The organism is Armatimonadota bacterium (assembly GCA_022563855.1).
GTDB lineage: Bacteria > Armatimonadota > Fimbriimonadia > Fimbriimonadales > Fimbriimonadaceae > JADFMN01.
In genome coordinates, this window is record JADFMN010000011.1 from 52,451 (window position 1) to 67,841 (window position 15,391).

General features: G+C 58.6%; 15 protein-coding genes. 2 read left to right on the plus strand and 13 right to left on the minus strand.

Annotated elements, in window-relative coordinates; genetic code table 11:
• Nucleotides 1-6: 6 nt before the first annotated feature.
• From IH944_12655 to purL, 4 genes are all read right to left on the minus strand, one after another.
• Complete coding sequence (locus tag IH944_12655; protein MCH7905397.1) at nt 7-957, minus strand: ABC transporter ATP-binding protein; 951 nt, start codon at nt 955-957, stop codon at nt 7-9.
• Nucleotides 958-1,806 carry an NAD(+)/NADH kinase gene (locus tag IH944_12660; protein MCH7905398.1) on the minus strand — a complete coding sequence of 283 codons (849 nt, stop codon included), beginning with the start codon at nt 1,804-1,806 and terminating at the stop codon, nt 958-960.
• A gap of 1 nt (nt 1,807) precedes the next feature.
• On the minus strand, nt 1,808-3,685 hold the full coding sequence (locus IH944_12665) for a tetratricopeptide repeat protein (GenBank protein ID MCH7905399.1): 1,878 nt from the start codon (nt 3,683-3,685) through the stop codon (nt 1,808-1,810).
• 107 nt (nt 3,686-3,792) lie between these two features.
• Nucleotides 3,793-6,060: a phosphoribosylformylglycinamidine synthase subunit PurL gene (purL, locus tag IH944_12670; GenBank protein ID MCH7905400.1), complete on the minus strand. Its 2,268-nt coding sequence runs from the start codon at nt 6,058-6,060 to the stop codon at nt 3,793-3,795.
• Between purL and IH944_12675 the strand changes: the two genes are divergently transcribed.
• Nucleotides 6,059-6,511: a hypothetical protein gene (locus IH944_12675; protein MCH7905401.1), complete on the plus strand. Its 453-nt coding sequence runs from the start codon at nt 6,059-6,061 to the stop codon at nt 6,509-6,511. The genes purL and IH944_12675 overlap by 2 nt on opposite strands.
• 18 nt (nt 6,512-6,529) lie before the next feature.
• Complete coding sequence (locus IH944_12680) at nt 6,530-7,087, plus strand: LemA family protein (GenBank protein MCH7905402.1); 558 nt, start codon at nt 6,530-6,532, stop codon at nt 7,085-7,087.
• Between the two features lie 333 nt (nt 7,088-7,420).
• On the opposite strand, the gene IH944_12685 is transcribed toward IH944_12680, so the two are convergent.
• The 9 genes from IH944_12685 to IH944_12725 are packed head-to-tail and all read right to left on the minus strand — an operon-like array spanning nt 7,421 to nt 15,380.
• Nucleotides 7,421-8,647: a helix-turn-helix transcriptional regulator gene (locus IH944_12685; protein ID MCH7905403.1), complete on the minus strand. Its 1,227-nt coding sequence runs from the start codon at nt 8,645-8,647 to the stop codon at nt 7,421-7,423.
• 6 nt (nt 8,648-8,653) lie between these two features.
• The gene (locus tag IH944_12690) at nt 8,654-10,255 is read right to left on the minus strand and encodes an ABC transporter substrate-binding protein (GenBank protein ID MCH7905404.1); all 1,602 of its coding nucleotides are present in this window, start codon (nt 10,253-10,255) and stop codon (nt 8,654-8,656) included.
• Between the two features lie 12 nt (nt 10,256-10,267).
• Nucleotides 10,268-11,011, minus strand: coding sequence for a DNA repair protein RecO (gene recO / locus IH944_12695; GenBank protein ID MCH7905405.1), 744 nt, complete (start codon nt 11,009-11,011; stop codon nt 10,268-10,270).
• On the minus strand, nt 11,012-11,785 hold the full coding sequence (locus tag IH944_12700) for a hypothetical protein (GenBank protein ID MCH7905406.1): 774 nt from the start codon (nt 11,783-11,785) through the stop codon (nt 11,012-11,014).
• On the minus strand, nt 11,786-12,751 hold the full coding sequence (locus tag IH944_12705) for a hypothetical protein (GenBank protein ID MCH7905407.1): 966 nt from the start codon (nt 12,749-12,751) through the stop codon (nt 11,786-11,788).
• Nucleotides 12,748-13,677, minus strand: a complete 930-nt coding sequence (locus IH944_12710) for a hypothetical protein (protein ID MCH7905408.1) — start codon at nt 13,675-13,677, stop codon at nt 12,748-12,750. Before IH944_12710 ends, IH944_12705 begins: the two co-directional genes overlap by 4 nt.
• Complete coding sequence (locus IH944_12715; protein MCH7905409.1) at nt 13,677-14,606, minus strand: hypothetical protein; 930 nt, start codon at nt 14,604-14,606, stop codon at nt 13,677-13,679. Before IH944_12715 ends, IH944_12710 begins: the two co-directional genes overlap by 1 nt.
• The gene (locus IH944_12720) at nt 14,606-14,890 is read right to left on the minus strand and encodes a hypothetical protein (GenBank protein ID MCH7905410.1); all 285 of its coding nucleotides are present in this window, start codon (nt 14,888-14,890) and stop codon (nt 14,606-14,608) included. Before IH944_12720 ends, IH944_12715 begins: the two co-directional genes overlap by 1 nt.
• The gene (locus IH944_12725; GenBank protein MCH7905411.1) at nt 14,847-15,380 is read right to left on the minus strand and encodes a hypothetical protein; all 534 of its coding nucleotides are present in this window, start codon (nt 15,378-15,380) and stop codon (nt 14,847-14,849) included. The genes IH944_12720 and IH944_12725 overlap by 44 nt, the downstream gene beginning before the upstream one ends.
• Nucleotides 15,381-15,391 lie beyond the last annotated feature (11 nt).

Genomic DNA, 15,391 nt, shown 5'->3' on the forward strand with positions numbered 1-15,391 from the left:
GTCAGTTTAGCCGCTGGCATTGGTCGGCTCGCGATCAGTTATCAACAGATTTGGGAAATTGCAATACGCGATATGGCCGCCGTTGTCGACGAGCTTCGGCTCGCCCACTCTGCACACATCTTGTACGTTTGGGCACCGTCCTGCGAAGCGGCAGCCGACGATCTTGATCGTAGGATCGGGGACTTCCCCTTCCGCGATATCGGGCAACTCGCCAAGGCGCTCGAGCGTCGGCGCAGAGTCCAAAAGAGCCTTCGTATACGGGTGCATCGGGGAGTTGAACACCTGCTCCGTCCGCCCGAACTCGACGATTCGCCCCATGTACATAACGGCCATACGGTCCGCCAAATATCGAACCGTCAACAGATCGTGCGAGATGTAGAGGAACGCGCATCCTCGCTCTGCCTGCAGTTCGCGAAGCAGGTTGAGAATCTGTGCTTGAATGCTCAGGTCGAGGGCAGCGGTCGGTTCGTCGCAGATCACCAGCGGAGGACGCAGCGCCAGCGCCCGACCGATCGCCACACGCTGCCTTTCGCCACCGCTGAGTTGGTGCGGATACCTCTCGGCCATCGTTGGATCGAGGCCGACCTCTGTAAGAAGCCTGGGAACGTCGATCGGTCTGTTCAGCAGCACGCCCGGTTCCGCGAGAATGCGACCGATCTGCCAGCGCGGGTCGATGCTTGCAAACGGATCTTGCCAGACGATGCCGATCTTTGCCGCCAAGTCCCTCGGCATCCGATTTTGCTCCTTTCCTTGGAATCGGATGGTTCCGCTGGCGAGCTTCTCAAGGCCGAGGATCGCGACGGCCAAGGTCGTCTTGCCGCATCCTGATTCGCCTACCACGGCTACCGTCTCCCCGACGTTTACTTCGATAGACACGCCGTCCAGGGCTCGAATCGACCCGCCGGGCGTTTTGAACGAAATCGAAGCGTCCCGAACACTCAGCAAAGCCTCAGACATCTAGATCGGCCCTTGGCTCCAAAGCAATCTGTCGGACAGTTTGTCAAAGAAGCTGTTGACATCAGGCGTCAGAAGTTTGGTCGTCCGGGCCGACATAGTTATGCGGACAAAATCACCCGTCAAAAGGTGCAGCCGACTGTGTCCATCGCATGAGAGCACAGCCTCCTCGCGGGATTCGACTTTGATCTCAACAACCGCCTCGGGCTGCAAGATGAGCGAGCGAGCCGAAAGTGTGTGCGGCATGATGGCGGTCAAGATCAGCGCCTTCATCCTCGGATCGACAACCGGTCCGCCAGCGGAAAGGTTGTAGGCGGTCGAACCAGTTGGCGTGCTCACCATTACCCCGTCTGCGGGGTAGCGCGATACCTCGCTGCCATCGACATGAACGTCGAACGTCAGCATGCGCGTGGTTGCAGACCTCTGCACAACCGTCTCGTTCAGCGAATGCAACGTCGCAACGACCGTTCCGTCTCGAACCAGATCGGTCTGAATCATCATGCGCTCAACGGTGCTCAGCTCTCCCGCAACGTACTTCTTGAGAGCCGCCTCCAGTTCACCCGGCCCGATCTGCGTGACGAAGCCGAACCGACCGTATTGGGCGCCGAGGATTGGGGTTCCGGCATCGCCGATCATGTGCGCAGCCTTGATCAGCGTGCCATCGCCGCCTATCGCGATCACAAAATCAGCTTGGCCAAAGTCGTCTTGAGACACTATCGGCACCTCGATGATGTCTGCCGATTCGCGCTCGGCGCAGACCTCGATGCCGTGGGCTTGCAGCCACATCACGGCGTTGCGCGCGGCCTCTACCGCATCCGGACGAAAGAGGTTGACTAGAAGGTGAGCCTTCAACTTAGCCGCCGATGGCCTCCAATCGGTTTAGGTTGCGCTGTGCGTCTTCAAAGTCAGGTTTGAGTTTCAAGGCTTGCTTCAGAGCGGCGATCGCTTCATCTTTTCGATTCTGTCGCTCGAGGGTAATCGCCAGGTTGTTGAACGCCGGAGCGAACTTCGGATCGGCTTCGATCGCCTGTCGAAACTTCATCTCAGCGTCCTTCGTCTTCGTCTCGCGCAGCAAGTAAAGACCGATGCCGTTCAGTGCGGGAGCGTTCTTCGGAGCGCTGTTCAGGACGTACTGGTATTGGAACCGTGCCGTGTCGAACTCTCGCCTGTTCCAGAGCGCATTCGCCAGGTCGATTCGCACATCGTGGCGCGCTGGAAACACGTGCAGATAGTCCTTCCACAGATCGACGGACTCGTCGGCGCGCCCCAGCTTTGAGTAGACAGCGGCAAGATTCAGCTTGGCGTCCGCCGACTTGGGGTTCAGCCCTACCAGCTTTTCAAAGTGCCCGACGGCCTCTTCGTACCGCTCGGAGCGGTATAGCATGAGCCCGAGGTTGGTGATCGCGTCGATGTCGGTCGGGTCGATCGTCAGCGCCATTCGATAAGCCCGGTCTGCCCCTGCCAGGTTTCCGGCGCGAGCCCGCATGACGCCGAGGTTGAACCAGTAAGATGCGTTATCCGACATCGATCCAGACAACGTTTCCAGCATCGCGAGCGCGTCGTCCTGTCGGTCAAGGCGCGAGTACACTTCGGACAGCACCAACTTAAACCGGGGATCGTCTTCGCCCTGCTTGAGCGCCATCTCCAAATACGCGACGGCTACGGCAGCCCTGCGGTCCTTAGCGAGCGCAAGCCCTGCGTTGCGGTTGAACAAGCGGCTCTCCGGCACCATGTCGGCAGCCTTCTTGTAGCTCTCGGCCGCTGACGTTGGCCTGCCCAAGTCTTCGAACGCCCGACCGAGGTTGTTGTATCCGTATGCATCACGCGGATTGAGCCTCACGCAGTTGCGAAGCGCCTCCACCGCCTCGGTTGGCCGATCGTTCTGCAGATGGATGCTGCCGATGTTGTACCAAGGTTCCGAAAGCTGCGGCGCCAGCTTGGCGAGGCTTATGTATACGTCGAGCGCCTTGGAGTTGCGCCCGATCTTCACGTATGCGTTGCCGAGGTTGTTCAACACCTCTAGATCGTTCGGACGCACCGATCGAGCCGTCTCTAAAACCTTCACGGCGTCTTCAGCGCGCCCTCCTTGCAAGTACAGGAAGCCGACCCAAGAGAGGGCGACGTCGTTTTGTGGATCGACGACCAATAGCCTTTCGTAAATCGGCAGCGCGTCAAGCCTTCGATCAAGGCGGATGTACGCCGACGCCAGATTCATCATCACGAGGGCGTTCTTAGGATCAAGCTCGTGCGCGGCAGCCAGTGCGTCGGCTGCGGATGACACTTCGTTCGTCCGCAAGTACAGCGATCCCAGGCTGCTCAAGTAATCCGCGTTTTTCGGATCCTGTTTGATGAGGAACTCGAACACCTCGATCGCATCGTCTTGCATGCCCGAACGCGTGTATGCGATGGCCAGGTCATGACGAAGCGTTGGCTCCTCGGGTCGCAGTCGGACAGCCTGTCTCAGAAGCGGAATCGCCTTGTCCGGATGGCCTTCGACCAAGTACACGTAACCGAGCCAGGCAACGACGTCGTGGTTCTCGGAGTCTCGCCTGTACAGCTCCTCGAGCGCCTTGATCGCGATCTCTATCTTCCCCGCCTTGTAATCTTCGACCGCCGCGACGACCTCTTCCTCGACAGATCTGACTACCGGAGGTTCTTGCTGACCAAAGGAGACAGCAGACAGCACGGCCAACGATAGCCCGACCGCAAGTTTACACATCAGTTTTTTCATCGTTTCCACCCAACGGGCTGCCCTCTATAACTCAAATCGATCAATCAACACAGATTCTCTCCGCCCATAGTGTATACGATTCTGTCCGCACAGTATGCGTACTTGACTCAGCCCGACATGATGTCTGGCAGCGCGTTTTCGTACACCGAACGAAGCCGTTCAGGTTCAAAATCGATCACTCGCTTCCCGTTCGCCGATATCCTCAGATTGGGCTCGGACTTGCCGGATCGACCGACCTTTTGCAACCTGATTCCGGACGGAAGCAAATTATCAATCTCGTTGCACGATTCGGGCCGGAAGCAAATGAAAACAAAACCTGGCAATTCTGCAAACAGCGCCGAATCTGCGCGGGTTGAAAATCGGTAAGCCTCGCCTGCCAAATCGACCGTGCAGCCGACCAACCCGGCGATGGACATTTCGGCGAGCGCGACCGCCGAACCTCCTTCGCTCACGTCGTGCGCGGCGAGCAGAAGACCTCGAGCCGCCAAGGAAACCAAGCACACGCAAATGTCTTTCTCCGCTGCAAGGTTTGGAGCGACGGGACATCCGTCTTCTGTCCCATGGACCAACGCCAGGTACTCGCTCGCGCCAAGCCCCTCTTGGTCTCCGATCCCGTTCTCATACCACAGCAGCCCGATATCGGCTGGCTCTTTTGGGAGGCCGAGGCCGACGGAGTCGGACGCACGATCCAAGACCCCCAGCATCCCGATCAGCGGCGTCGGCAACACTTCGCCGAGCGAACTTTCGTTGTAGAAGCTGACGTTGCCGCTGACTACCGGCGTCCCCAGCGCGCTGCAGGCGTCGGCGATACCACGAACAGCGCCCTCAAACTGCCAGTAAACGTGCGGCAGCGTCGGGTTGCCGAAGTTCAATCCGTCGGTAACTGCAACAGGGCGCGCGCCGCAGCAGGCAACGTTTCTCGCCGCTTCCACGACCGCGAGCTGACCGCCGACGTATGGATCGGCGAACACCCACCGCCCGTTGCCGTCGATCGTGAGCGCAAGGCCCTTCTCAGTGCCACGGGGGGCAAGCACCGCCGCGTCCGCCGAGCCAGGCAGCCGCACGGTCTGGGTTTGCACCTGTTGGTCGTACTGCTCGTACACCCACCGCTTCGACGCGATCGCCGGACTGCTCAGCAGGGCAAGAAGGGCTTCTTGCGGATCGGCGACATCTACGCCTTCAATCGAGTACTCCTTGGCTTGGCGGTACTGTTTGGGCTCTTCTAGCGGCAAGGTGTAGCTCGGGCACTCGTCGGTCAGCAGTCGCGCCGGCAGCTCAACTGCGAGTTCGCCGTGTCTGGTGCACCGAACGACCCCGTCGTCCGTCACTTCCCCGATGACGACCGCGTTCACCTCCCATTTGCGGAAAACGTCGATTACTTCGTGCTCTCGACCCCTTTCTGCGACGCAGAGCATCCGCTCTTGGCTCTCGCTGAGCATCAGTTCGTATGCGCTCATGTCGTCTTCGCGCATGGGCACGAGGTCAAGATCGACCCGCATACCGACTCCGCCACTGGCAGACATTTCGCAGGTGGAGCACGTGAGTCCTGCCGCGCCCATATCTTGGATGGCGACGACCGCGCCCGTTGCCAGCGCTTCGAGCGTCGCCTCGATCAACAGCTTCTCCTCGAACGGGTCTCCGATCTGCACGTTCGGCCGCTTGTCTGCGCCGCCGTCGCCAAGAGCATCGCTGGCGAACGTGGCACCGTGAATGCCGTCCTTTCCGGTAGCCGAGCCTAAGTAGATGACCGGATTCCCCGGCCCGGCAGCGGCGGATGTGGGGACTGAGTCCAAATCGACGATCCCCAAACACATCGCGTTGACCAGCGGGTTGCCGCTGTAGCGGGGGTGGAACGACACCTCACCGCCGACCGTCGGCACGCCGACGCAGTTGCCGTACCTTGCGATCCCGGCTACGACGCCAGAGAAGAGATACCGGTTTCTCGCCACAGTCTCGGAGTCCTCGTCGCCATCGACGATCGGACCGAACCGCAGCGAGTTCAGCACAGCGATCGGCTGTGCGCCCATGGTGAAGATGTCGCGAATGATCCCTCCAACGCCAGTCGCGGCGCCTTGAAACGGTTCAACTGCCGAAGGGTGGTTGTGCGACTCGACCTTCATGACGACCCCCAGGCCGTCGCCGATGTCCACGACTCCCGCGTTTTCGAGCCCATCGCCCTCGATCGCCGCCTTGTACTTGTCGAAGTACGCCAAAATGGGCCGAGAGTACTTATAACCGCAGTGCTCGCTCCACATGACCGCAAACATGCCCAATTCAGTCAGATTCGGCTCTCGTCCCAAAAGCCGCAGAACGCGGTCGTACTCGTCCGTCGTCAAACCCATTGAGAGGTAGGTCTCAGGAACGATGGCGGGCATGAGTCGAAGTATAACCGGTGGCTTGGTCGCCCTAGGGCTGGTGCTTTTGGTGGCGCTGGCGATCTACGGCACGGGTGGAACGCGCGACCGCTGGTTGGGCGAGTGGACAGGCGAGCTGGATATTGTCAGTCCGGAGGCGCCGCCGGATGGCTTCGCCCGAACATTGAACACGCTGATCGTCAAAATCAAACTGGACGGAACGTTCGATATCACCGCTTCCGGAATGGGCTCAAACGGAAAGTGGCGGTTTGCTGGCGATGAACTGCGCCTCAAGACAACGCACGTTATGGGCAAGTCGATCGCAGACGGCGGCCCGAACGCCGTCAAGGCGAACAAGGAGATCGTGCTAACGTGGAACGGAGATGGGACGATCACGTTCATAGACCCCGGCTCTGACGATCCGAGTCCCGTGGTTCTATCGCCGGCCCCGCAACGCAACGCCGCTCAATAGCGTATTCTAGGCGTAACTATGCTCGTTGGTATTTGGATATTCGTGATTTTGGTGGGCGTGATCGTCGTGGGGATCATCGTCGCGTACAACGGTCTCGTTTCCGACCGCCGACAAACGATGAACGCCTGGAGCCAGATCGACGTGCAGCTCAAGCGCCGATACGACCTCATCCCGAACTTGGTTGAGACGGTCAAGGGGTATATGAAGCACGAGCAGGAGACGCTTGAGAAAGTCATCCAGGCTCGAAACAGGGCCATCAGCGCAAAAACCGTGGGTGAAAAGGCGCAGGCGGAGACGGCGATGGTCGCGGCGCTCTCCGGGTTCTTCGCCCTCTCGGAGGCGTATCCGGACCTCAAAGCCAACGAGAACATGCAGCAGTTGCAAGAGGAACTGAGCAGCACGGAGAACAAGATATCGTTTGCTCGCCAGTACTACAACGACATCGTCACCCGCTACAACACAAAGCTCGAAGCGTTCCCTACAAACTTGATCGCGAACATGGGCTCGTTCAAGGCGCGAGAGCTGTTCGAGATCGCAGACCCGGTTGTGCGCGAGGCGGTCAAGGTGAAGTTCTAGCGACCGTTGGGCGCATCTAAAAACAAACTGACCCCGAGCGCATCGTGCGCCGGGGCTCGCTTGCTTTAGGCTGATCCGATTCCTGCGAACCGAGACCATCGACAGGTCGCAGCCGCCGTGCCGACATCAAACGTCTGATCCCCTCGGGAGCAGTTGATGCCTTCAGCACTTTGAGCCCAGGTATTTCTGCCAGGCTCTGTGCCGGTCCCATCCGCGCTAGGACAACTTGCGCAACGATGGAGACGCACACGGCGTTGGATTCGACCTACGCCTCGCCGAATATATCGGCACGTTTGTCTAACTACTTTATACGCTAAATTTACGGTCTCGTTGCTATTTTCTCGCCTGCCGCAAGACGGATGGCGCCATTCCGAACCTTTTCGCGAAGGCCCGGCTGAAGTGAGCGGAGCTCTGGAAGCCCACCGTTTTGGCAACGCCGGTCACTGGAGAGTTCGACCTGAGCAACAGCTCGCGAGCCTTCTCCAGCCTTAAAGAAACCAGGTATTTGTTGAACGGCTGCGACGTGGCCTGCTTGAACAGATGTCGAAAATGCGATGTGCTGAGACACAATTCCTCGGCAACGCTCTCATCGTCGATCTCTTCAGAGAAGTTGCGCTCTACGATGACCAGCGCGCGATCGATCAACGCGTTCCCCGACGAGCCTTGCACGGGCATGACCGACTCGGTAATGCGCCACACCGTTTGCACGGTGTAGTTTGCTATAGCCCTCGCAGACTCTTGGTTCTCTAACTCCCTAGCGGCTTCCAACTGCAGCTTGTGCATCGAGCGCGGGGCGTCCATCTCGATCAGAGCAGCTGAGATGACGGCGAGGAACGTCAGGGCCAGTCCTCTCGCTTCGTCCAGATCATCCTCGCAACTGGCTACCCCATCGAACAGTTGGTGCATCGCGCGGTCGAACCGAGCGCGATCGCGAAGACGGAGGATCGAGCCCAGCTCCGAGAGCGCGACCTTGTTCCCGTCGCCCCGGAACGGACAGGCGTCCACTTGCTGGTATTCGAAGTACGCTGCAAAGACGACGAAGCTCGCAGGCGTCCCAAGGTCTTTGACCACGACCCGATCTGGCTTGAGCCCGCTCGGGATAGCGATGGAAAGCGCATCTACGCGCACGCTTTCGCCGTCTATGGTCGCCGCTCCGACAGTCTCGATGCTCGTTCCATCGCCGTTGACGCGCCGAATCGCGCTGCCGTCCGTTGCATCGCCGTAATGACGGCCCTGGATGAGGTCGCGCCTGTGCAAGACGGTTTCGCCGTCAAGAAACTGGACCGATCCTCCGACAGCGCCGGAAGCCTCAACGTCACCGCGGGCGTATAACGCGAACACGCCGAGAATCACGAGGCGCGAGAGTCGCCCATCGCAGTCCGGAGGCTGTATCTCAAGCGTGTACGGAAGGGCCCGGGCAGGATGCAGACGTCCGGCGCCGCCGTTGCTCTGCCATCCGGTTCCTCCGGCGAACGGAAACTCCGCGGGAGGATCGAGCGGCCGCCACTCAACCCCTTCTGCGGGTCTGCGAATTACGGCCTCTACCAGTCGGACATCCATCGGTATCTACCGTTCGACGACGACCGTGGTGTGCGGCAGGTGGCCGAACAGCGATTCGCGCAAACCCGACACGTTCGATCGGTGAAGCTCAACGTCGCGCTGGAAGTAGATCGGAATCCAGACCGCGTCGTTCAGAACTACGTCTTCCGCCTGTTGATACAGCGGGATGCGTTCATCCATGTCCATCAACGTATCGGCCCTGCGGCAGAGGGCGTCGAATTCTGGATTCGAGTACCCGAACTTGTTCTCCGGCCCCCACGTCGCCAGCATGTGGCTCAGGAAGTTCTGCGGGTCGAGGAAATCGGCAGCCCACCGCATATGGAAGAACGAGAGTTCGCTGCGGTTGTACTTCTCCAAGTAAGCGCCCCATTCGAGCGTCCGAATCGTAATCTCCACACCCAACACCTCGGAAACCATGCTTTGTACGGCCTCACCGACGATCCTGACGTCTGGCCGCATCTCTCGGTAGTTCAACTCGAGCGGCGGCATCCCGCGCCCCCCGGGGTATCCGGCTTCGGCCAAGAGCGCCCGCGCGCGAGCAGGGTCGTATTCGAACGCCGGGGCGTCAGGTCGATGTCCGGGCACTCCGGGCGGAACAATTCCGTTTGCGACCGTGTTCACACCGCCTAAGTATTCGTTGACGATCTTCTTCTTGTCGATCGCCAAGGCGAACGCCTGACGAACGCGCACGTCTTCGAACGGTTTGTAATTTGCCGGGCTCAGTCCGACGTACCAAATCGCAGGTCGATCGAAGTACTTGAGGTCTTTCTCCCATTCGGTTCCCATGAGCCCATCGAGGTCTTGGCGGGCCAGCATGACGAGATCGACCTCGCCTTGCTTGTAGACGTTCAGCCGCGTCACGGCATCTTTGATGATCAGCCTTTCGATGGTCTTCGTCTTCGCCGGGCCGCCGTGATAACCTTCGTACCGCTCAAGCACGACGAGCAAATCCGGTTCGTATTTGACGATTCGGAACGGGCCTGTGCCGACCATCTGTTCTATTCTGGAAATCTTGCCGTTTAGCGGAACGGCTTCCTTTGGCAGGACGGCTGACACCAAGTACGTCAGCTTGCCCAAGAAGTACGGAGTTTTCTGTTTCAGGGTGATCTCGATCGTGTACTTGTCGATAACCTTGATGCCGGAGACCTCGTTTATCGGATTCTCTGGATCTGCACACTCAGACAGCCCGACGATGTCGCTCAAATAGGCGTCGATCGTTACGGACTGCACTCCAGAGCGGCAAGCCCGCTCAATCGACCACTTGACGTCCGAGGCCTCGACTTCTCGACCGTTGTGGAACGTCACGCCCTCCTTGAGATGAAAGGTCCAAACTATTCCGTCTGCACTCTCCCAGCTCTCGGCGATCGCGCCGGTGACCCTGCTATTCGTGTCCCACGTGACAAGCCCTTCGTAAATCTGCTGAAGGAGGTCAAGCGTGTCGCCGTCCTGCACGTTGCCCGGATCGAACGACGTCGGGGTCGTGATGATCGGATAACGGAACGTGTCAGCCTGTCGCTCCGCCTGTCGTTTTGAAAATCCGCAGCCACCGTTGGACGCCGCTAGCGCGGTTACGACGATGACGAGGAACACATGATGCAAAGCCCGCATAGCAACTGCATTCTACTCGTCATCGACAGCCAGTCCCTCCACAACGGTCCGTAGGGTCGGCAACCGGCGGTCGAGTGCCGCGCGCCAGAACTCGAACAAAACCGTGATGCACTCGCTGGATCGGCGCAAATTCCCCGGCGGCACCTCTAATTCTGCGATTCTCTCAATCCCGATGAGGCTCTTCCTGTCCACCGTAAAGCAGTCCGGCGTCTGGGCCGCCAGGTTCGGCGCGATCGCCCCGCCAGCAACCGGCGAAACAGATATCTCGTCGCCGCTGAGCTGTCGATCCGACGTGGCGCACACTTGCCAGTCGGGCATCTGGCCTTCCATAGCCAAGACTCGGGACAAGAACCAGGCAAGCGCAGGCTGCCACCGATCAGCAGCTTCAAGGCACGCCAGCGCTGTCTTGAGGGTTTCGAAGACCTCCTGCGATTCGGCCTCGTACGGCAAAAGCTCAGCTACGAGTTCGACCGTCGCTAGCGCTGCGGTGAGGCGGTCGTAATCGCGCCTCAGTGCCGGGTGCCCGGTCGCCGCCTGCGCCTGCGTAACGAATCTCCTGTGTTTTCCTGCAGCAACGTGGAACTGCGCAAGAACGAGCGGTTCGCTGACGCCAGCCAAGCGAGAACCGGCCTTTCGCGCGCCTTTGGCGATGAGATCGACTTTGCCAATCTCGAAAGTAAGAACCGTCAGCCGCCGATCAGACTCGCCGCTGTCGGTGCGGCGCAAGACGATGCCGGTAAGCGTGGTCTGGGACAACTACCCGCCGAAGAATATGACCTTTGTCTGATCGAGCCACTCGAGCCAGATGTACGCCATCCGGTCGATCTCGAGCGAGAACCTCGCCATGACGGTGGAGCCGAAAATCGCCCCGAAGCCGATCATCAGCAGCCAGCGGCCCAAGGTGTTCGTCGACAGGAGGAACTTGCTCTTCATCTCGAAGCTGAAGAAGAAGTAGCTCAGCGCAGCTAGCAGTGTAATAACGAACACGGCGTTCGAGATCGCCTGGCTCAAGTACAGCTGTTGAGACACTACCAGCGCTTCGTCGGGGGTCATGCCAGCCGTGGATGGCACCGTAAACGAATCCCATGTCGTCGGAAAGATCGGCAACATTGAGCTGTGAATCTGCGGTCCCCACCTGGTCCACCAGACTGAAACCTGTTGGCCCGACCAGAATCCGAGAATGATCCCAATCGGTATCCGGCTCAGCCAGTTGTACTTCTTGGTGAAGACGAAGTACCCCATCAACCCAATCGGCAGCAGGAACATGAACGGCCAGTAGCCCAATGTCTCGATCGCTGGTGCCGCCGTGGAACCTTCTTCCACGGCTGCCCAGCTGCCCGTCATCTTGCTCCACCACTCCTCGTACAGCACGTCTTTCCAAAGCGCAACAATGGAGAAGCCGGCGGCCAGCCCGAGGAAGATGTGCTCAGTCAGCCGGTACAGCTTGGTCTCACGATACAAAATGCTGTACAGTCCGATCGTTGCGAGCACGCCAGCAGTGAGTTTCCACCAAAGGAACGACTCGTTCATTTACGATTTCCTCCTTCTTCGATTGACCGCCATGCCGATGTTTCCGACTAGTACGGCTAGAACCAAGAGAGCCAGCGCTATGTGCATCGTCGCATAGTAGGCGTTGCCCCTACCAAACGTCTCGCCCACCGTGATTGCTGGGATTTCTATGGCGGGGTCATCGTGAGTGACTTTCGTTATGCCATCGCTGTCCTTGGCGTTGACCCCGTACTTCATCATGTATTCGAAGTCGTAAACTCCCTTTAGTCCGATAGCTATGCCTATCACCTGACCCGCTTGGTGGTACGGAAGCACCTGCGGCCCCACGACTCCGGTACACATGCACCCGATCAGAATGTTCTTGTCCGAAAGTCGTTCAACTGCGACGTCGATCGTGTTCGACGCCGTCACGATCATGAGAAACCCAGCGTCGGTGACGTCATACACGTCCGCGAGGATCGGCGAGTCGAATATCGATCTATCCTGGCCGGTAGCGTCCCTGTATTTGCGCGCCCCCCAAGCGGTTCTGAGGTTCGTCGCCATAGCGAACGTTTGAGCTTCAGCGTTCGGGAAGTACCCGATGACCAAGTAGTCTACGCCGTGCTTGTACTCCTTCAAGTTTGCATCTACGCGCTCTTGGATGATTCGCCTGAGCGCGTCTCGCGATACCTGAGGTGCCTGAGGATCGGCGTAGGAGTAGACGACGAACTTGCGATCAGTCGCCATCATGTACCGAAGCAACGCCTCGAAGTGCCCTGCGTTCTCTCCGCGCGTCGAGTTCGTCCAATCGGACTGGACAAGGATCACCTTGTCCGTCGGCACCTCGGTTAACGCAATGTACAAGTCCAACGAAGTCTTGTCTGGCTTCACAGGAATCTCCGCCGGAATGAAGAGACCGGCCGAGGTCACCACAAGCAGAATGAGGTAAAGCCACCGACGATCTACCTTCTCCATCTTGTCCCAGAAAGTCCGCTTATCGTCCGTCACGCCGACAGGCCTCCTTTCTCAAGTCCAAGCCAGATTCTCAAACCCATCGCCAGCGCGCCGAGACCTACTCCGAAGTCGAGAGCGCGCAGGCTGGGTATCTGCATATAGCTCTTCACCCAATTGGATATCTCGCTGAGCCGCAGATTGTTAGCCCAGTGATTCAGGTCGACGTCACCGCCGTCGCTGATCATGCTGTCGATCCCGCTGTTCCACAGGAAATCAACGTAGCCCATGAGGCTGATGATCATGATTAGAGCGCTCGCCATCATGACTGTGGATTCAATGGATCGGATTCTGAACGCGCGGTACGCGGCGCTCAAGATGAAGAACGCGATCATCGAGAACATGGCTGCGTCCATCTGCTGGATCAAACCGTCGAAAAGCATGTCCGAAGCGTAGTTTATAAAACCCCAATTTGCAGGGTCTTCCAGTTGTCCCCGTGGATCGTGGAACTGTCTGATCGTCCAATCCCAATACCCGACGATGACCATCGTGACGAGACTGACCAGCAACAACAGGCTGAACACCGAATCTTTCTGCTTCTTGGCGAGCTTCACGACGTGGATTCGCACTAGCGAGAAAATTCCAAGCCCCAGAAGGAACACCGTGACGATTTGTGCGATGCTCGCGACTTGCGGAGTCGCGTCAATGATCAGAAATCCGACTCTCTCAACCGCGTTTGCCGGAAGATCGTTTTCCCCTCGAGCGATCGGCTCTGGCCAGAGGTATTTGAAAACGAAGAAGAACCCGGCGATGAACGTGAAAAACCCGATCACCCACTTTCGCAGGCGCGTAGGCGTGCGCATAAGCAGTAACACCAGTGCGAACCCGATTATCAGCACGCTGGCGAGCGCAATCCATACGTGGGTTCCCGGCTCTCTGCCCCAGAAGTTCTCATCCGGCGGCGTTTGGGCTAGCAACTGCATCACTCGCCGTCACCGTCCTCTTCGCCATCCGGCCTCTGTTCCCTCTCGATCACGAGCGTTTCAGGATCGATGAACGGATTGAACAGCCCGTACAGCGTCGTATCTACGGACTGTTTCTTTCTGCGCTCGGGTAAGTCTTTCCACACAGCGGACTCGCCAGAGTTCTCCCTCGTCCGTTCGGTGTACTGGTTGAGCTCGACCGAGTGCCAAAAAAGGCCAGAAAATATCATGAACACGACCACCATCTTCGACCAATCCTGACCCACGAGCGAACCGACCAAGACCGGCTCGCGCGTGAGATACGCGCTGGCCGCATAAAACTCGTCGCCGATCAGCACGTAGTCGCAAGCTGCGATGAAGAACGGAGTTTGAACGGTCTGCGTCGAACCAGCGATCTGGATCGCCCCAACGCTGTTTGCCGTCTCGGCGAAGATCAGCGACTCCGCATAGAACTCGCCGAGGAAAAATGTGGCGGCGCACTTCTCTCGGTGGATGATGCCTGAGACGCCTGCGGCGAACGCGAACTGGCGGTCGCTAATGAACCGCACGTAATCTGTCTCGTACCGATCCTGCAAGCCGAGGGTCTGATAAACGTCGCGAATTATCTCTTGGGCTAGCGTGAAAACGGCGGCGTCTGCGCAACAAAGCCTGATCGGCGTGCCGAACTGCGCAGCGCTCTTGGCCACCTGGGCGAAGATGTTGATCGCCTGCACCGAAACTGCGTTCAGGAAACCGATGCCGGGCACCATCAAGATCGGCCTGCCCATCTCCGTCGCGCGTCCAATGGCGTCGTCGATTGCGCTCAAGCCCGGGATGCGGCGCACGAACATGTTCTCCTTGCCTTTTGCCCTCCAAATGTTGAAGAGGACAAAGAATACGAGCAGCATGGTGAACGCGATGTGAGTCCAGCCTGTTCCCAAGTACTGCATTACGGCGTATTGTCCTCCTGATCCGACTGCTCAGAATCCGCCTCTTGCTCCGGCTCTTCCACTTCCTCCAGTCGAAGGATCAGTTTTTCGATCGCGCCCGACTTCATAAGAAGCCGACTATAGTCATTGACGTTTTGAAACCCGACAAACGGCGCAACAAACGGAGAAAACACGACGAGGGCGTTGCCTGCCAGCCGGGACACCGGTTTATGCATCTCCAAGAACAAGATCGCGACCGACTCAAGCTTCCGCTTCCGGATCTTCGTCGCAAGAGCCGTCAGCATCCTCGCTTCGTCCTGATCGCTCAGATCGTCCGCCCAGAACGTTTGTATCTCCATTCCAGAACTGGCGTATTTTGCCTGATACTTCGTCCTCGTTGTCGGCAAATCGCAAATAAACGCCGCGAAAAGCGTCAAGTCGTGACGGATTCTTCAGCGGCGACAGCTTGATTCCGTCGCTGACGGGCAGAACTCTCTTAACGTCTTCCCAAGCGATTTCAGTCACGCTCAAGCCGTTCTTGACTCGCGCTGTACGTGCGTTGAGCCTGTAGGAGAGGGGCAGGAACATCTCTGAGGTTGAGAGCAGGATCGCCGCAAACCCGATCAGCCCGAGCCAGAAGCTAATGAGGAGCGTACCGACGATGCCAGCGGCGAGCGCGAACAACAGTACGACGATCCTGCGCTTGGGATCGGCGTCGCCGAGGCAGATCTTCCACTCCAGCTGATCGCCATCAGCTGCCTCAGCGCTCTCTGTCGGGTCCGATTGATCCGCCAACGATCCGAACC